The following is a 17,824-nucleotide window of genomic DNA, read 5'->3' on the forward strand; positions in this document are numbered from 1 at the left end:
TGAACTAACTGGAGTATGTCCTTATTAAAATTATTTTGCTTGGATATGGTAAAATTATGTTAATAGTATTGTGAAGATTTGTAATGGAGGCTGAGAAATGGTAAAGAAGAAAAGTGAAACGTATGAATGGATTAAAGCCATAGTAGGTGCGCTTGTATTAGTAGTCATTATTCGAACTTTTTTCTTTACGCCGATTATGGTTGATGGTGCTTCAATGAACCCTACTCTCCAGGACGAGGAACGGATGATTGTAACAAAAATTGGTGAACCAAAAAGATTCGACATTGTTGTGTTTCACGCTCCGGATGGCAGGGATTATATCAAGCGCGTAATTGGACTTCCAGGCGACAAGATTGAGTATAAAAATGATGTCTTATATATAAATGGAAAAGTATATGATGAGCCTTATTTAGAATATGATAAAGGAAAAATTATTCAAGGCACACTTACGGAGTCGTTTACTTTAAAGGAAACACCAGTAGGCAGTGACACCGTGCCTAAAGGTCATCTTTTCGTCCTGGGTGACAACAGGAGGAAAAGTACGGATAGCCGCCATATTGGAGCTATTCCGTTAGAAGAAGTAGTTGGAACAACGAATATTGTTTACTATCCAATAAATGAAATTAAAATAATAAAAAATTAATTTAGATTATTTTCAAGCTACTAGCCTTAGAGACTTTAAAGGATGCAGCATTTATTTTTCCAATAAAGTACCTAACTTCGTGAAGACGAATAACAACAAGAGCCATTATTCTAAATAAAAACTGATCGTTAGGGAGCTTGGGGTATCAATTCCATGCTTTTTGATTTAGCTAACTATAATGGATGATCGATACGGAGCAATAATTGAGTAAGAAAAACACACTTGCTACAGTAAAATCAGATTTATAAAGGGGAATTATATTTGGAGATTAGAAAGTATCGGAATGAGGATGAATTGGGTTGGGTTCGTTGCAGAGTACTTTCTTTTTTGGATACAGCTTATTATGATAACGTTTTAAAGGAAAAAGAAATGTATAGGAACCCTGCTATTGAGCTTGTGGCAGTTGTTGAAAATAAGGTTGTCGGTTTGCTGGATATTGAGTGCGAAAGTAAAGAGGGAACCGTTTGTACGAGAGGAAAGGGAATTTGCGGTATGATTTGGCATCTTGCCGTCCATCCCGACTTTCGTAGAATGGGAATCGCTAAAAAACTCCTTTTAAAAGCTGAAGAAATATCGAAAGAAATTGGGTTAAATTATCTCGAGGCTTGGACAAGAGACGATAATTGGGTAAACCGTTGGTACCAGTCTAATGGGTTTGTAGAGCAAGAGTCATATCTGCAGGTATATATAGATGGAGAAGAAATGACTGAAGTTATAAAAAGTAACATTCCAAAATTGTATCCTGTTTTTACCTTTGGGCATTATGTAGGTGGGGACCAGGATGAGATAAAGACGAAGTTTAAACGAACACACGAATGTTTTTGCTACGTGAAAAGATTAAGTTTGAATAATTAATAGGTACATATAGCGACGTATCGGTCCTATTTGATATAGCGGATTAAATAAAGGAGAGAAGGCTATGAGTAAATCATTTATTGAACAAGTACATTATATTAGAATTCCTGTAAAAGATTTAGAACTGTCTGCACAATGGTATAGAGATGTATTAGGGCTCCAGTTACTGAACAATACTGAGGAACTTGCAATTTTAAAAGTAAATGAAGGGCCTTTCTTACTTATCTTAGTTCCTACCGAAGATGAAACATTTGCACATTTTACAATTGATAATGAACAAGAATTTAGCATTGGCTTTACAAGTCCAGAATTATCTAAATTTCATCAACACTTAATTGATAATCAAGTTAAGGTCGAGGAAATAAGAGAAGATAATGGTCATGCCTTTTTCCACTTTTATGACCCCAATGGTAATAAACTTCAAGTACACTGGTAAGATTATAATAAATAAATTGCCTCATTAACGGGTGCTTTAACGGAATAAGAACGGGAACGTCCAAATCAGACGTTCCCATATTTTTTGCCTGAAAAACAACAATACTAATTAACAAAGCCTATTTCTTAAGAACTTTTTTAATTGCAGCTAGCGTAGAGTCTATATCATCGTAGTGATCGCTTGCATTAGTGCTTAAATGGATGATTTGATATTGTCTGTTAACAAAGCCTACTACAAACAAAGGCACCCCTTCGTCGTTACTAAATGTTAGTTTTATTTCACTTTCGTGGCATTGTTCCAAGGTTTTCAACATTATGTGAGTGTGTCCCAAAGACATAGATTTTTTGACACCTTCCAGGATGTATTAATGAATTGCAGAAAAGTATTATTGTAGAAATCCATTTCATCTTTTTTAAAGCGAGATAGCCATAATAGCTTTGTAAACCTGTTCCTTGTAAAAACAAGTAATTTTTTTAATTTAGCGCTTAGATATGTACTCTTGCAATAAAGTAAACTTCCCTGAATACATCAAAGTCAGAGCCGTAATATACTTATTGTATTTGTTTAAAGTTGTTTTGCACGATGCATCCATCTTTTGGAGCTGCTTGATAGGGAGTTTCTTTTTTTCTTGGAATGAAATTTTCAAATCATTATTCTTATTAATTATTTCCGCCACTCTTTTTGCTTCCTGACGTATTTCTGGTTTAGCTGGATTTGAGTTAGTTAAATCATTAAAAGTAATATTATAGTCTTTTAACAATACGGTAAACGCTGATATTTCCTTTTGTAAGTCATTTAACGGATTTTGGGGTATTTCTGCTGAATTATTATTGAATCTACACATAAAATCTCCACTGAATAGAAACTATTTTATATTTTTGGTGCTAAAGATGAAGGCCAATAGCAGGTATTTATAAGATTATCACATTGGTGCGTTGTTGATTTATACAGTTTGTTATCATTTATATTATGTATGTTGCAATCTATTGCAAAGCTTAAACAATAAAGCCCCTTCGCCAGTAGAGGATGGTATGATATTTGATTTTATAAAAATAAACCCTACTGATATCCATTCTTGGTCTTGTTTGTCATTTCCCTCATCCCTCATTCTTAAAATAATCAATCCAACTCACTTTATGTTTAAAGGAAAAATTCAAATGACCGGTAGTTAAAACTGATGCTTTAACAAAAAAGTCCAACCTCTATATGAGAATGCAGAGATACCTTGAGTCCGATGATAAGGAGTTGAAGAAAGTACAACGAGGTACTAAGTACATTCAGACTATAACAAAAGGCGGGAGCTTGGTGAGGTTGATTGTAAAACAATGGAGTAAACGGGGTATATTATACCTGCTTTTTAAATTATTTGTTTAAATCGGTGAGTATAGGGAATCTAACCCGAGGAAAGGAGGAGCGTATAGTAAAACCAGGAAAATTACATAGATCATGGAGGACTGTATGAAGTTTGTTAAAAGTTTGATTTGTCTTGGTGTGTTTGCTCTATGTTTTGGCATATCGTCCAAAAAAGTGGAAGCATCACAGTTATCATTCGGATCTACAGGAGAGCAGGTTATACATACTCAGACAATTTTAAAGGAAATGGGTTATTTTAATACACATGTTACAGGCTATTATGGCCCAATCACCGAAAATGCGGTAAAAAGGTTTCAACGGGATTTCAACATTGACCCTCTTGGAATAATAGGGCCACAAACATCACAGAAACTGAAGGAAATCGAATTGATGGCACATGTCGTCCATGGCGAAGCACGCGGGGAAAGCTACGAAGGGCAGGTTGCAGTAGCAGCTGTCATCCTGAACCGATTGCAAGCTAATGAATTTCCACAAACAATATCCGAGGTTATTTTTCAAAGGAATGCCTTCACTGCAATACACGATGGCCAGTACTATTTAATTCCTAATTCATCAGCATACCAGGCAGCAAGAGATGCATTACTAGGTTGGGATCCGAGCGGCGGTGCGATTTATTATTATAACCCCAAGCTCGCGACTGATAGCTGGATTTTCACCCGTCAGGTAATAAAGCAAATCGGGAACCATTCATTCGCCATTTAGTATCAGGGGAAAAGGCTGCATGAGCAGCCTTTTCACATTTTCCCATGTTTGAGTCTATAGTTGAAGGGTAGTAACATAGGATAGTAGCAAGTTAAAAACCAAAAAGAGAAAGAAACTTCTTGGTTGGCCCTATTTGGACCAAAATTCAACTTTTATTTAGGGGGAGAAAATGCATGGCAAAAAAGAACGCCAAAGTTGGCGACCTCATTTCCTTTCAAAGAAAAGACCTATTAATTGAAGGGGAAGTTGTAATTGTTAGGGACAATAGTGTGATTGTAAAAGTGTCAGATGAGGATAAAGCAAAATTAGATTATGAAACACCGAGAACAGTGGTCAAACACTCGAATTATGTCATCCAGCCTATGGTAACTGCATAGTAAGAAAGATGACCGTTGTGGAACCCCATTTCGGTATACTGGCCAGCCGATCCCATTCAGCTGGCCTTTAATCTTTGATAAACAATAAACTGGTTTACTGTTAAACTCGCCATCGTGCGAGTTTTTTCATTTATATGAGAAAATTTCTCCTTATAATCATGCTGTGGTATGTAAGCATTTTATTAAAATTTTTTTGCGTTTTTTCCAATAAAAAACATCCCTGTTCCGTCTAATAGGTATAAGGAGGGGGAAAATGGGCCAATCAAGTTTAAGAAAAATAGAGAATCCGCAACCTGGATTGACAGATTTCAAGCAATTATTTAGCGATCATAAGAAACATGTTTTGCAGTTGCTTTATCAATACTCAGGGACTTTGAATTGTCTGAAGATGTGATGCAGGAGGTTTTCATTAAGCTATTCCAGCACCAGAAACATAGTGACATTACAAATGTAAAGGCGTGGCTAATTAGTGTTACTCGTAACCATGCACTCGATGTGTACAGAAAGAAAAAGCGGGAGCTTACCGGTTTTGACAATAATTATTTTGAACGAATGTCAGATCCTTCAGGTGACCCTGTAGACAAATTGGTTTTATCAAAGTACCTTTCCATACTTGATAGTGAGGAACGGCAAATTGTAATTATGAAAGATATTTCAGGTTTAAAGCATAGAGAAATAGCGAAGATCATTGATTTACCGCTTGGAACGGTACTTTGGAAATACAATGTGGCTCTTAAGAAACTTCGAAAAAGCTTATCATAGGGAGGATTACAGATGGACAAAGAAACGATACTGAACCATTTAAACAATGCCATTGAAGAACATACCCCTGATGCCTGGAATCAAATTCAAAAAAAGCTATCACAAGAAGAAGATTCGAAAGGGAAGAAAGTTCTCATCGAGGGTAACTTCAAGCCTCAATCCCAAAAACGAACTTTGTATAAACGGCTTTCCATTGCGGCCGCAGTTTGCCTGATTGCTGTTTCAGCCTTTACCTTTACTCCGGCAATGGCAGCCATCCAGGATATTTACGACAAACTGTTTTCCAATGTAGATGATATTGGGGTCAAAGCAGCACTTGAGCAGGGACTCGGCCAAGATGCAGATCAAACTTATTATGATGAAGCAAACGACATAACTGTACATTTAGATAAAGTCATGACAGATGATAAAGAAACGATGCTGCTATTGACGTATCAAAGTGGAAAAACGAATCTGGAGAACCTTTATGTTGACCTTTTTGAAGGAAAAAGTAAGATTTATTTGGTTGGTAAAAACAATCAGGCGAAGCTGCTGAAGAATGTGGGCTGGGGCAGCAGCTATTACGACAAAAAAGAGAACAAAAGGGCAGTGGCATTGTCCATTGAGTCGCTAAAGCATTATCAAGGGCAGGAAGTCCGCTTGATGATTGAAAACCTGACTATCTGGGGCGAGGACACAACGCACAAAAACTATGGGAAAGCATTTGCAACAGTTTGGCCACTCGGTTTTAAACTGGATCAATCTGCTGTTTCCGAAAGGGAAATTGTTGCCTTGAACAAGGAGTTTACGTTTGAAGGGATCACCTATACCATTAAACAGGTTGAATACACCGGGATAGAGACAAGGATAGTTGTCACAGGTGCAGACACGAAACCACAGGTAGACAAAGATGGCAACGTGTACACCACAAAGAGCAAGCTTGAACTGCAGCTCCTCAATGCGAGAAAAATCGACAAAAAATCGGGCTACCTTGTCAATGAATCAAAAGTAAACGAAGGAGTATTTTTGAAATCGGGCGGAGAGCGCGTCGATCCGAACTTTGTAAAAGGCGAGATGTATGAGGGGGACGATTATATTATGGTCTTCGCCCCTGTAAAGGATCGTACAAATGTTGTTCTAGAGGTCGGTCAGGATATAAAAATTCCGCTAGGGAACTAATTGGAAAAGGAGAAGCTGCCAAATTGGCTAAAGGGTTCTCTTTTCGGAGGGAAAGACAAAAAAATCGAGTTAAATATCAAGACAATCAGCATAAAATTAACACATTAAATCACAGAAAAAAGAGCTTTGATGTAAAATCAATGCTCTTTTTCTGCGTTCTCGTTATTCACACAAAGTTCTTCAGCTATTTCTTGTACCCGTTCAATTGTCATTCCGTTTCTAAATTCCACTGCCAAAGGATGGTCTGTTGGTTCGAGTTCAATATAAGGTCTGATACCATCTGCTCTGTGGTGAACCTTTGCCTTCAAGTTAATCGTATCAGGATAACAAGGCAATGCAGTAGAAAACCAACCAAGCATTGGCTCTAATAGTTCTGGATTATTCCAATGTTCTTTTACCCTCTTATAATTAGCTTCACTGAGTGAAACCCAAGCTCCCCATATGAATTCTTCCTCAGTACCAATTATGGGAATTTCAACACATCCTCGAATAAAGAAATGTTCATTGTCCATCACACATAAGTCTTCACTAAGTTCGAACCTACTTTTCCGTTCTTCAGCTGGGGCGAATTCGTAGTAGGCAGGTGCGAAAGTTCCGTAACTGGTTGGAAGCTCGTCGCGGTACTCTCCGCAACAACTACAAGTGTATCCCTTGATATTTGTCATATCGTACCTCCTTAATTTTCCTATCATAAATAGATTCTATCATTTATCTTAAATACCCTTTTAGTAATTCCAAGTCGTTGAGCAGGAGTGAGTTTTTCTTTATCGGGTGTTTTGTATGGGAAACAAAAGTTGTAAAAAGTTCTCAAAATGGTAATGCCATCTGAGCGTCGGACATTCTAAATTCATTAGAAAACACTCTAATAGAGTCGTTATAAAAGAACTATCCTTGTCTGTGATGAACCGCTATTCATCGTATCGGGAGCTTCAGCGAAGAGAAAATTATTCCGACTACTCTACCTGCAGAAATGAATATAAAAAATATTAGTAAATTGCATTCTTAATAGATTGTTACTCGTTTGTTATTGTAATAAAATGGAATTATACTAGCCGATTTACGGGGTTTTTTTTGAGGAAGGGATTCTTAGCCATAGTTATGTTTCTAGCTATTGTCGGATGTTCAGAAAAGGAAATACCAACAACTGAAGGAATAACTGTGCCAAATATAAGCCATATGTCTATGACAAAATCAGAAGCATTTTCAACTCCCAATGGCGATTTTAGCGTATTAGGAAAAATTGGTGAGTATGCACTATTAAAAGACCTAAGCAAACCGTTTAAAGTAGAAAAAAATGATACCTACACTTGGGTAATTTGGTCTTCAAATAAAGCACAACTATTGGGGAAACAGGTAAAGGTCTACGGCACACACGATAAGTTTCCAAAAGGAAAAGAAATAGGATTTGGAATGATTAGAGAGCTGGACCAAGACGACCCTCAGTATCCTCTTAGGGAACAATGCCTGAAATTTGATGTTGAGATTAAGCCAATCATATCAGGTAAATGGAAAGTAGACACGTTTGTAGCCGATAAACTACTGGGAACAACAGTTATTTTTGTAGATGAAAAAGAGTAAAACGAGGCAGCCATTGGATAGAGTTGAAAGGAATAGTACCCTTTTATCTGGGAAAAATATGCCTAAAACCATTAGGGCGATGAAGAAATTGAAATTTCAGCTGATTTATTTAGGAATCTTAATTATTTTTATTTTTTGCGGTACTAGCAGAGATACAGTCAATGCATACTCTAAAGACTCACCAGCTTCAATTGAGAAGTTATATATGGAAATAGGCTATAAAACAGTGGAGGAAGCTGTCCACGATTTTGAAACGTATTATAAAGAAGATGTAAAACTTCCCCTCATGATACCGTCGATACCATTCACCCATCAGTTTGGAAGATTTTCTGAAGACAAAGTTTATCATATCAACGACTCCCTTGAGGTAGAGTATTTGAATGAAAAGTCCGGAGATAATTTTTACAAAATTAATATACGATCTTTGAAAAACAAAATCGATTTCAAAAATAGCAAAAACCAAAAGGAGTATACACTTCAAAATGGTGAGAAGGCGGTTTATGTTAATTCGGTTCATCATAATTTTCTTGTTTTAGAAAAGGGAAAATGGCAATATATTTTCGGTGTGAACAAAAAGATTTCTAATAAGATAACGCCTGAAACATTGGTTCAGATTGCAAATTCAATACACTGAAATAAAGCGATAAGATAATTGATCTAAAGTCGTAATATGCTTTCTCGAAGACCCTGTTTGCAAAAAGAGTGGTACAAGGTCATCAATAGGTTCTTGACGACTTTGTGCGTTAAAAATGGGAAGCACGGTAGTCTATAGAGCTTCTTGACGACTCTGTGGGTTAAAAATCGGAAGTGCGGTCGTCTATAGAGCTTCTTGACAACTCTGGGAGTTAAAAATCGGAAGTACGGTCGTCAATAGAGCTTCTTGACGACTTTGTGCGTTAAAAATCGGAAGTGCGGTCGTCAATATGATTTCTTGAAGACCCTGGGAGCAATAAGAAGGGTTATGACTAGATGCTTTTTCAATTGAGATCACCCCATTAGATCCCGTCAAATAGCAATATGTCCGGTTTTTACTTGTCTTCAGACCCCAAAACAGTTCCCTTAAATTTAAAAGAGATAATTTGATATTCCCTTCTTCATAAATTTAGTATACAATGTAAAAAAATGATTGATTAATCAATCAAAAGTGAAGGGAGAATTATCCATGTCCAGTGATGACCAAAAAAGAACAATTGAACTAAAAAAAGATACAGTATTACAGTCTGCCATTAAACTTTTTTCGGAGAAGGGGTATGATGCCACGACGATAGGAGAAATTGCCAAAGCTTCAAATGTAAGTTTCGGTAGTGTTTCCACCTATTATGGGAACAAGGAAGAACTTTTCATAGCCTGTATATCCAAACCTGCCGAAACTCTTTTGGAAGAGATGCTTATGTTTAATACACACCCTTATTCATTCAAAGAAGAACTAACCCAAATGATTAAAAAACATATTGAACTTTTTTCCATCCAGAAAGACTATTTGCGCTTGCTGGTGCAGGTAAATGGCCATCACGAGAGGTTTCCAAAAGCATTTGAAATAGCAAATACATATACTGAAAAACTAAATAAAAAAATCGCATCATTCGTTCGCAATGGGCAATCAGCGGAGCAATTAATTTCCGGTGATGCTGAAAACATTGCTATTGCCTATATTAGTTTGCTGTTTGGGCTGCGGTTATCTTATGCTGATGATCCAACAACAGAAGATTGGCGAGAATTTGTGGAAATTGCCTTGCGCTTATTTGGACCGAAATAATCGGTCCTTTTATTTCAATTCAAATTGATTGATTAATCAATCAAAAGGAGGCTTTCTATGAAACTACTTTTTACTTTTAATAGGACAATCCGTACGAGAATGCTTTTAAACTTTGTTTCCAACACAGGTTCCGCTATGGTCATGCCTTATACTGTTGTTTATTTTTCAAATAAAATCGGTACTGCCATGACTACGGCAACCATTCTATTAGTGGGTATTTTCAGTTTGCTGGGTTATCTGATTGGGGGAAGAGTGACTGACAGCGTCGGAAGGAAGAGTGTGATCCTGTTTAGCGAAATCGTTGCAGGACTGGGCTTTTTATTTATTAGTTATTTTAATTCTTTAAATCATTTCTCTGCTGTTCCAATAATCGTTTTATTTTGCATCATTTATTTTTGTGAAAGTGCTGCTAATCCAGCCTATTCTGCATTAATCATAGATGCTAGTGAAGAACATGATAGAAGGGCAGTTTATACATATTTTATGTGGATCTCAACGGTCGCGTTTGCGATGGGAAGCGTGTTGGGAGGGTTCTTTTTTGAAAACTATTCTGTTCTTTTATTCTTTATAGTAGGTGCATTATCTCTAACTTCTGCTTTTTGTACTCATTTTTTTATTGAAGAGACAAATGTATTAAGGCCAAAAATACATGGCCAAATTAACAAAAGACAGGTTGGATGGATAGGTATAGGTGCCTCGCAAATTCTCATTTTGCTATGTACCGGAAAGCTTTTACTTACTATATTGACTGAACAATTTCCTAACTACCTGACAATCCGAATTGTTTCAAATTATCCAATTGGAATTATTACAGGCTATAATATGGTTGGTTATTTGAATCTGGAAGATACATTGATAACAGCTTTTGTAGCGGGAATTATCATTAAAGCCACATCCAAATTTTCTGAGAAAGCTGCTTTGCTGACCGGACTCATTCTGTTTGTCGCCGGATATGTTTCTCTAAGTTATTTTATCCAACCCGTTTTCTTATTCCTTGGGATGATGTTTATATCGATTGGAAGCTTAATTTACGTGCCAACGCTGCAATCGATTATCGCTAAAACCATTCCTGAGGAATCTCGAGGCTCCCATTTATCCATATTGGGTTTTATGGGCGCATTAGGTGGCATGTTAGCCAGTTTATTTATTTGGGGGATGGAGCATATCCCTGAGTTTGGAATTACTTGTATCTATATATTCATTGGAATTTGCATTATTTATAATTACAGTTTTGCATATAGGCTTGTAAGTATGAAGGATAAAAAGCAAACTGCTTCCATCCACCATCAGAATGAACAGCTTTTTGACATTTAACATAAAGATGCTCTAAAAAATACGCGGTTATCCAGGAAGGATTCATCGCGTTTTTGTTGAATTCCTTACTATGCTAACTTTAAGGGGGAAAGAATGTGAGAGAAAAACTAGTAAGGGTAGGAACAACGTATATCCCAGTTACCAATGTTGAGGTTTCGACGGAATGGTATGTATTAAATTTAGATGCAGAGGTAAGTTATAAGGATGAAGATAAGGCCATTATTAACCTGGCAAACCAAAGCTTTTTTCTCGTTAAATCGAATAAGGGACAAACGGCAAATTTTTATGACTGTTATGGCCAGGAACGATTCTCGATGACATTTGAAGTGAATGGATTACCTGCGTTGGAATCGATACATGATGATTTCGTCAACAAAAAAATGAAAGTTGGCGAAATTGAGGACAGAGGACACTCTGGAAGGAACTTTGTATTCCATGACCCAGACGGCAACAAATTCGACGTTTGGAGTGAATTAAGCCCAAGTTTTAAAGATAAGTTTATTTCTCAATGAGAATTCAATATTACAAGATTCTCGTTAGTTAGCCTGACAAGTGGCTTATAAAAAATAACATACATAAAAATGAGCAATTGCTGCCTGTGGGGATTGAGAGGAGTAGGGGAAACTGATTTTTTAAGATCAGCCGCCAACTACACAGAACATATTGGAATAAGGCTGTTTTTCTGTAAGTTAACATACTTACTGATTAGATAACAGGTGAGCTTTCTCCGAAAGAATTTTTATATAGGAACTTATAGTGGTTACGTACATACGGAACCACTTCTTAATCTTCCTCAAGGGCAGTTTTTTATAGCCTAGGAGGTTCTTTCCGGATATAAAGCCCAGTTTTAAGGGGAAATGGAGTGCCAGAAATGATAAAAAAGCGAGTTCATTCTTATATCCGAGATGTAGGATTTACGTTAGGAAACACACTAATACTTGCAATTGGCGGGTATGCGATCATTGGTTTCATAATATTATTTGTACAATCTGGTTGGGGAGTCAACAGTGGAAATACGGCGGGAGCACTACTGGGATTTATATTAGGCATACTAATGGTAACAGTGTCCGTTAAAGGGACACTGGGAATACCTGCAAGATTTGACCAAACAACCGGGCAAAAGAAACAAAACTTGAAAGCAATCGGAACGAAGACACAATTGACTATACGGTGGATTATACGATATGGATATATTCCAATTGGAATAACAACGTGGTGGATATTTGCCAGTTTTGTTGGGGAGTTTTTCTTTTTCATATTTGGTCCTTATGTGATTTATACGATGGTTGATTTATTGGTGTTAAAGAGAAGTGGGGGATCAGAAACTCTAACTGATAAGTGGTTAGGGACACGGGTTGTAGAAACTTAAAGGAGATAATTTTATGAAAAAATAAATAAGCCTTAAACACAAGAGCTCTACAGCTGAGCTCTTTAAAATCCCCCTCGTCAGCCAGCAATTTAAATTCTGCCCTCCAGGCATCTAGGCAGATGTACCTTCTTCCATATTTTTGCATAAGATAACCCAAACATCTGTGGAGGGGATAAAAGATGTACAATTCTCCAAACGGATTTCCTTATCAAAATCCGTATTATTCAGTTAGCCCCAACTACTATTATGCAAATCAGCCAGGTTATTGGGCAAACCATAGCCAAGGTTACAGGATGCCTACCGGTCAAACAATAAAGGACTATGGCCCATCTCCATTTGTAATAAATATTAATGAAGCAGCACGGCAAAACAATACATTCCGTACAGCGCTTTGGACAGGAACTCATTTACAGGTAACCTTAATGAGTATAAAGGTTGGCGAAGATATCGGCTTGGAAATTCATCCGAACCTTGATCAATTCCTACGTGTTGAACAAGGCCAGGGAGTCGTCCGGATGGGAAGAAGCCAAAATAATTTAAATTTTGTCCGCAATGTTGAAGATGATTCAGCAATCTTTATACCGGCTGGAACGTGGCATAATGTGACCAATACTGGAAGGGTGCCGATAAAGCTATATTCCATTTATGCGCCTCCGCAGCATCCATTCGGAACTGTCCATCAAACAAAAGCGGATGCGATGGCCGCGGAACAACAACATCACAGACTGCCTGAAAGTACGTATTTTTACTATTAAAAGAGAACTCTGATGGATGCCATATTGGCAAGCGGGTCAGTATTGCAAGAAACAATTGTCATAATTAAACGGATTAGAATCGGCAGCACCATACGCTGCCGTTTTTATTTCAGCATAAATGTCTATACCGAAGTTCGTTAAAAAGAGGATTGCTGCATATTCTTATCGAATTCCTTAACAAACTAACGAATCGGATTATTACTAAGGATTTGAAAGGGGAGGGTGTAATGGTATTCGAGATAGTGATTTCCGGAAATGTATGAAGAGGATTATGGATATATTTCTTAACTTCATATAAAAGCATGCTGACAGTAGAAATAGACAGTCAGATAGCTTTCAATCACGTTTTTAAAGAAAGTTTACATAAAATCGCGTATGGCCGATTCAAACTAAAAGGACTAAATAGTATTTCTATTTAATCCTTAGTCTGAAGTGATTATTTATTTTTTTCAAAAGGTCTAAAAATGCTCTAATCCCTCATTGCGCCAGCTTCCCGGGAAGTCATCGCTCCTTGTCCTGCGTTTACATCTCTTTGAATATCCTGTTTTACTTTTTGTGGACTGGTACCGGCTGTTTTGTTGGTGTTGGTTTTTTGCTGTTGATTCTGCTTCATCATTATCCTCCTCCTATTACTTGGATACCATTTATTTTGTACAGGAGATATAGAAATATGTATTAAGCCCTTATAGTTATGAATACGCTATTAACTTTATAATTACTGCATTCACAGGTTCGATAATGCAGAATAAACAACAGAAGAAATAATAAATATACTATATTTTATAGTAAAAGATCTATAAAGCCATTTCCACCTCGAAAGAGATAAATGAAATGTCAGCAAAGGAAAGATAAGGAGAATTCTAAAATGGAAATCAGAGAAGCTCATCTTAATGATGCTAACGAATTAACTTCCTTAATGGTCCATCTTGGTTATCCCACCACAGTTGAAAATATGAAAATCCGATTTAGCAAAATTAAAACCCATCCAGATTATAAAACTTTAGTAGCTTCTTATGAAGGTAGAGTAGTTGGAATGATTGGACTAATGAAAGTGCATTATTTTGAGAGGGATGGAGTCTATATACGAATTGCGGCTCTCGTTGTAGACCCGAATTTTCGCAACAAAGGTATTGGAAACAAATTGATAGAAGAAGCAGAGAGCTGGGCAAGAAAAATTGGAGCTTCGGGAATCACTTTAAATAGCGGAAACCGGGCTGAAAGAAAAAGCGCACATACATTTTATAAAAATAGAGGTTATGAGGAAAGAAGTATTGGATTTGTAAAAAACATGGATTAGAAAGAGGTGAAATATGAAGGACAAAGTTAAGGATACCTTTAATCAACTTGCTAGGATTTACGAGAATACAGTCGATACAACGAGTTTGTATAATACTGAATACGAAAGGCCTTCAATGTTAGAGCAGTTACCGCAAGACTTAAAAACTATGAAGGTCCTTGATGCTGGCTGTGCGGCTGGATGGTATACACTCCAATTAGTCAACCGAGGAGCCAATGTAGTTGCAACTGATATTAGTCCTGAAATGGTTAGCTCAACCAGAAGGCGCGTCGGAGACAAGGCGGATGTTCTTTGTTTGGATTTAGAAGGAAAACTGCCTTTCGAAGAGAACTCATTTGATTTGATCATAAGTTCATTAACCCTTCATTATATAAGGGACTGGAACGATACATTTAGTGAATTCCAACGAATATTAAAGCCAAATGGTGTCTTTTTGTTTTCGATTCACCATCCTTTTACCGATATTCATCTACTCAAAGATGCCAACTATTTCTCTACTGAATTGATTTTGGACAAGTGGTATAAAGAAGGTAAATACTTTGAGGTCCCATTTTACCGCAGGCCCCTTCACAAAATTTTAAATGAAACAATTACCTATTTTTCGATTGAAAAAATCATTGAGCCCAAACCCACAATGGCATTCAAAAAACGAGCACCGGATAAATATGAAAGTCTTATGAAAAAACCTCAATTCCTAATCATTAAGGCATATTTAAATTAATTGGACTACTTTCAATCAAAGGTTGGGGTGTGTATGGAGGATCAACTCAAAACGTGCTGACAGGGAAGTCAGGTTTAACCATTTCCAACTTGTATAGGAAAATGCACCACAATTTGTAGGTGTACAATGGCTGTTGTACCCCCACAATTTACAAGGCTTGTTAATATTCAACTAGTTTTTTGTCTTTTTTTGGAAGAAAGGGGATCGGTATGAAAAGAAAAGTATCTTATATTATTTTATTATTACTACCAGGATTATTTTTTGCCGTAGATTTAAATCTTGCCAAAGTAAACAAACCTCCACTTTTTGTTATTACGACTGCTATGTATAAGGATGGAGGAACAAAAGAATATAAAGGTCTTGGCTATAAGGTGATTGATTATAATGAATTAGATGGTGAAGGCAGACAGGATGTCGTTTTCGTTTCACCCTTTTTTAAGGTTGGTCAACCAAAGTAAAAATAATCAGGATTATAGAAAATCAACCATCTTAAACTATTGGCCGGTTAAACACTTTAATTAAATTCAAGAAAAAGCTTAGTTCCTAACGGAGCTAGGTCTATTTTATTTTCGATAAACAAAAAGCACCGCAAAAATACGGTGCAAATTGATAGGCATTTACTTTACACTTTTATTTTTCTTTTCGGACTAGGGATATATAAAGAATTATAGTTCCTTCGATGACACTGGCAGGAAAAGCTTAATTCCCCGTTTATTCATTGGCATGATTTTTAAATCCGCTATAAGATGACTGATATAGCCCCCTAAACAAGCATAGAAGACACCCTGGATTCCGAGGGAGGCCTCTAACTTTAAAGCAATAAGCCCGAAAAAAACAACCCCCAGGAGCGAATGGGTGTAACTGCGGTGCGCTGAAAATGACGCGATTATAATATAGACTCCCAGAAGAATTAACCATTGCTCGTCCAAAGACAAACCTCCGGCAATAACTGCAACTCCGGTAATCGTAAGCATATGTTTTTGCTTAATCAACGATGCTACCACCATAATCATTGCACCGATTCCGAGTCCCAGCCACCTTTCATTCTCTGTTTTCTCAATAAAGCTGTACAAAATCATGAGCATTCCAATTGCTTGGGCAGATAAACTGATCACCTTATGCGATAATGTGATTTTGCCTCGGAGCTTCCCATCAATATCTAGATCCGGAAGCAGCCCTGAAATACAACCTAATCCAACAAGCAACAGAGTTGCGGATGGAGAGGCTGCAAATGAATTGGCAACAACAAACCCTGTTGCTGATCCTATTGCTGCGTGCGATGTGCCATTCATATTCATTTCTCCTCAAAAAATTTATCGTAGAAAAACAACAAATTCTATTTTACACCAAAACAGGTGTTCTGTAGAGAGGTGATAAATTAAATTATACTGTTTTTCCATAATGAATTCTTATTCGTAAATTGCATGCTTATTCATTATCTATTTCTCAGCAACGATTTTGCTCTGCATAAGTGGCTAATGATGGTTTCATTACAGAGTAATTACATGCTTTTTTATAGAAATCCTTATGGAACATATGGAGGCGGGCTAAGTAAAAGTTGATTTTTTACAGTTATACTATTATCATTTATTTATACATAGAAATTCTATATACATAACATAGCTATGCAATGTGGAAAAATTAAATTAATTACTTTATTGAAATGGGAGAGAGTTATGAAAGGAATAGCTTGCACTTTGTTGTCTTTTTATTTACTTGTTACTGTATTTTGGATAGGCAATTCACCCTATTTATTTTCAATATGGGGTTTAATTATATGGTATATTTCCATAGTCTTAGGGGTTATCGTTTATAAACAAATAAGTGATCAAAACAATATAAGAAAACTTATGTTGTATTCAACTTCCTTTATGGTGTTTTTACTTATAGTAACTGGGTTAATATACTGGGCTGTTACTTCAATGCCATAATGGTTTGTTGATTCGGAAAGGCTCATCAGATTATTTTCAAAATTTCTGATTGGACAAACGAGGCGGCTATCTTTTGGCCATGCGTGATCAAGAAACCTCTTTATTGTGCTAAGTGAATCTTTTACTTTCCAGCGCGCATAAATGATTTTATTAAAAGAACTGTATGGTTCTTAGGAAGAGGAATTTAAAAGAAGAGTGGGGATTACACTAAAGAGAAAATGTTGTGATATCATATCCTTACCGAATTAAAGATTTTTCTATTTGGAGCAACCTTTTGTAGAACACTGACATCAATGGAGGCAAAATACTATGAAAATCATTGTTACCAGCCTATTTGTAGAAGACCAAGACAAAGCATTGGAATTCTATACAGAAAAGCTAGGCTTTGTAAAAAAGCATGACGTACCTATGGGGGAATTCAGGTGGATCACGCTTGTTTCTCCTGATGCTCAGGACGGTACCGAGCTTTTGCTCGAACCGAATGTGCATCCTGCTGCAAAGGAATATCAAAAGAAGATATTTGGCGATGGCATCCCAGCAACAATGTTTGGCGTTGCAGATATACGTACAGAGTACAATCGATTGGTAGAATCCGGAGTAAAGTTCACCATGGAACCGACAAAAATGGGGGAAGTCACAATAGCTGTTTTCGACGATACATGTGGAAACCTTATTCAAATAGCCCAGCAGGAGGGTTAAGACTTTACCTTGTTCCCAATTAAAGAAGAAGTCAGCGACTAGAAACGGGTTCCGTTTCCTATCGCAAACATAAGAAAATGTATAGTAAAATGAGTGA

General features: G+C 36.8%; 21 protein-coding genes and 1 pseudogene. 18 read left to right on the forward strand and 4 right to left on the reverse strand.

Features of this window, described 5'->3' with window-relative positions; translation table 11 throughout:
• Window positions 1-97: 97 nt before the first annotated feature.
• The 3 genes from lepB to A8F94_RS00790 all read left to right on the forward strand — a co-directional run bounded on the left by lepB (window position 98) and on the right by A8F94_RS00790 (window position 1,934).
• Complete coding sequence (gene lepB / locus A8F94_RS00780) at window positions 98-643, forward strand: signal peptidase I (protein ID WP_066194067.1); 546 nt, start codon at window positions 98-100, stop codon at window positions 641-643.
• 261 nt (window positions 644-904) lie between these two features.
• Window positions 905-1,498, forward strand: a complete 594-nt coding sequence (locus A8F94_RS00785) for a GNAT family N-acetyltransferase (RefSeq protein WP_077247503.1) — start codon at window positions 905-907, stop codon at window positions 1,496-1,498.
• 64 nt (window positions 1,499-1,562) lie between these two features.
• Complete coding sequence (locus tag A8F94_RS00790) at window positions 1,563-1,934, forward strand: VOC family protein (RefSeq protein ID WP_066194070.1); 372 nt, start codon at window positions 1,563-1,565, stop codon at window positions 1,932-1,934.
• Window positions 1,935-2,412: 478 nt separating this feature from the next.
• On the opposite strand, the gene A8F94_RS00800 is transcribed toward A8F94_RS00790, so the two are convergent.
• Window positions 2,413-2,778 carry a hypothetical protein gene (locus tag A8F94_RS00800; protein WP_066194081.1) on the reverse strand — a complete coding sequence of 122 codons (366 nt, stop codon included), beginning with the start codon at window positions 2,776-2,778 and terminating at the stop codon, window positions 2,413-2,415.
• Between the two features lie 614 nt (window positions 2,779-3,392).
• On the opposite strand from A8F94_RS00800, the gene A8F94_RS00805 reads away from it, so the two are divergent.
• The 4 genes and pseudogenes from A8F94_RS00805 (at window position 3,393) to A8F94_RS00820 (ending at window position 6,307) form a co-directional block, all read left to right on the forward strand.
• On the forward strand, window positions 3,393-4,010 hold the full coding sequence (locus A8F94_RS00805; protein WP_066194084.1) for a cell wall hydrolase: 618 nt from the start codon (window positions 3,393-3,395) through the stop codon (window positions 4,008-4,010).
• 173 nt (window positions 4,011-4,183) lie between these two features.
• Window positions 4,184-4,387 carry a DUF2187 family protein gene (locus A8F94_RS00810; protein ID WP_066194089.1) on the forward strand — a complete coding sequence of 68 codons (204 nt, stop codon included), beginning with the start codon at window positions 4,184-4,186 and terminating at the stop codon, window positions 4,385-4,387.
• A gap of 351 nt (window positions 4,388-4,738) precedes the next feature.
• Window positions 4,739-5,149 (forward strand): annotated as a pseudogene (locus A8F94_RS00815) (RNA polymerase sigma factor); the annotation flags it as partial.
• A gap of 12 nt (window positions 5,150-5,161) precedes the next feature.
• Entirely contained in the window at window positions 5,162-6,307 is a 1,146-nt protein-coding gene (locus A8F94_RS00820; protein WP_066194099.1) for a DUF4179 domain-containing protein, read from the forward strand.
• Between the two features lie 137 nt (window positions 6,308-6,444).
• Here the strand turns inward: A8F94_RS00820 and A8F94_RS00825 are convergent, their stop codons facing one another.
• Window positions 6,445-6,972 (reverse strand): DUF2199 domain-containing protein, encoded by a 528-nt coding sequence (locus tag A8F94_RS00825; protein ID WP_066194102.1) that lies wholly within the window; start codon window positions 6,970-6,972, stop codon window positions 6,445-6,447.
• A gap of 406 nt (window positions 6,973-7,378) precedes the next feature.
• Between A8F94_RS00825 and A8F94_RS00830 the strand changes: the two genes are divergently transcribed.
• From A8F94_RS00830 to A8F94_RS00860, 7 genes are all read left to right on the forward strand, one after another.
• On the forward strand, window positions 7,379-7,885 hold the full coding sequence (locus tag A8F94_RS00830; RefSeq protein ID WP_066194104.1) for a hypothetical protein: 507 nt from the start codon (window positions 7,379-7,381) through the stop codon (window positions 7,883-7,885).
• A 13-nt stretch (window positions 7,886-7,898) separates the two neighbouring features.
• Window positions 7,899-8,519: a hypothetical protein gene (locus A8F94_RS00835; protein ID WP_077247505.1), complete on the forward strand. Its 621-nt coding sequence runs from the start codon at window positions 7,899-7,901 to the stop codon at window positions 8,517-8,519.
• Window positions 8,520-9,047: 528 nt separating this feature from the next.
• A complete protein-coding gene (locus A8F94_RS00840; RefSeq protein ID WP_066194106.1) occupies window positions 9,048-9,641 on the forward strand; it encodes a TetR/AcrR family transcriptional regulator in 594 nt (197 codons plus the stop codon).
• Window positions 9,642-9,698: 57 nt separating this feature from the next.
• Window positions 9,699-10,955, forward strand: a complete 1,257-nt coding sequence (locus A8F94_RS00845) for an MFS transporter (protein ID WP_066194109.1) — start codon at window positions 9,699-9,701, stop codon at window positions 10,953-10,955.
• A gap of 95 nt (window positions 10,956-11,050) precedes the next feature.
• On the forward strand, window positions 11,051-11,467 hold the full coding sequence (locus A8F94_RS00850) for a VOC family protein (protein WP_066194116.1): 417 nt from the start codon (window positions 11,051-11,053) through the stop codon (window positions 11,465-11,467).
• Between the two features lie 359 nt (window positions 11,468-11,826).
• Entirely contained in the window at window positions 11,827-12,324 is a 498-nt protein-coding gene (locus tag A8F94_RS00855; RefSeq protein WP_139069995.1) for a hypothetical protein, read from the forward strand.
• Window positions 12,325-12,503: 179 nt separating this feature from the next.
• The gene (locus A8F94_RS00860; protein ID WP_066194121.1) at window positions 12,504-13,079 is read left to right on the forward strand and encodes a cupin domain-containing protein; all 576 of its coding nucleotides are present in this window, start codon (window positions 12,504-12,506) and stop codon (window positions 13,077-13,079) included.
• Window positions 13,080-13,548: 469 nt separating this feature from the next.
• Here A8F94_RS00860 and A8F94_RS25525 read toward each other — a convergent pair whose 3' ends face one another.
• Entirely contained in the window at window positions 13,549-13,692 is a 144-nt protein-coding gene (locus tag A8F94_RS25525; protein WP_175384324.1) for a hypothetical protein, read from the reverse strand.
• A gap of 252 nt (window positions 13,693-13,944) precedes the next feature.
• Here A8F94_RS25525 and A8F94_RS00865 point away from each other — a divergent pair, with 252 nt between their 5' ends.
• The 3 genes from A8F94_RS00865 (at window position 13,945) to A8F94_RS00875 (ending at window position 15,555) form a co-directional block, all read left to right on the forward strand.
• Window positions 13,945-14,376 (forward strand): GNAT family N-acetyltransferase, encoded by a 432-nt coding sequence (locus A8F94_RS00865; RefSeq protein ID WP_066194123.1) that lies wholly within the window; start codon window positions 13,945-13,947, stop codon window positions 14,374-14,376.
• 13 nt (window positions 14,377-14,389) lie between these two features.
• A complete protein-coding gene (locus A8F94_RS00870) occupies window positions 14,390-15,097 on the forward strand; it encodes a class I SAM-dependent methyltransferase (RefSeq protein WP_066194127.1) in 708 nt (235 codons plus the stop codon).
• A gap of 209 nt (window positions 15,098-15,306) precedes the next feature.
• On the forward strand, window positions 15,307-15,555 hold the full coding sequence (locus A8F94_RS00875) for a hypothetical protein (protein WP_066194130.1): 249 nt from the start codon (window positions 15,307-15,309) through the stop codon (window positions 15,553-15,555).
• Between the two features lie 207 nt (window positions 15,556-15,762).
• On the opposite strand, the gene A8F94_RS00880 is transcribed toward A8F94_RS00875, so the two are convergent.
• Window positions 15,763-16,389, reverse strand: coding sequence for a metal-dependent hydrolase (locus A8F94_RS00880; protein WP_066194133.1), 627 nt, complete (start codon window positions 16,387-16,389; stop codon window positions 15,763-15,765).
• 948 nt (window positions 16,390-17,337) lie between these two features.
• On the opposite strand from A8F94_RS00880, the gene A8F94_RS00885 reads away from it, so the two are divergent.
• Window positions 17,338-17,727: a VOC family protein gene (locus A8F94_RS00885; RefSeq protein WP_066194136.1), complete on the forward strand. Its 390-nt coding sequence runs from the start codon at window positions 17,338-17,340 to the stop codon at window positions 17,725-17,727.
• The last annotated feature ends 97 nt before the right edge of the window (window positions 17,728-17,824 follow it).

This window comes from Bacillus sp. FJAT-27225, assembly GCF_001685025.1.
Taxonomy (GTDB): domain Bacteria; phylum Bacillota; class Bacilli; order Bacillales; family Cytobacillaceae; genus Bacillus_D.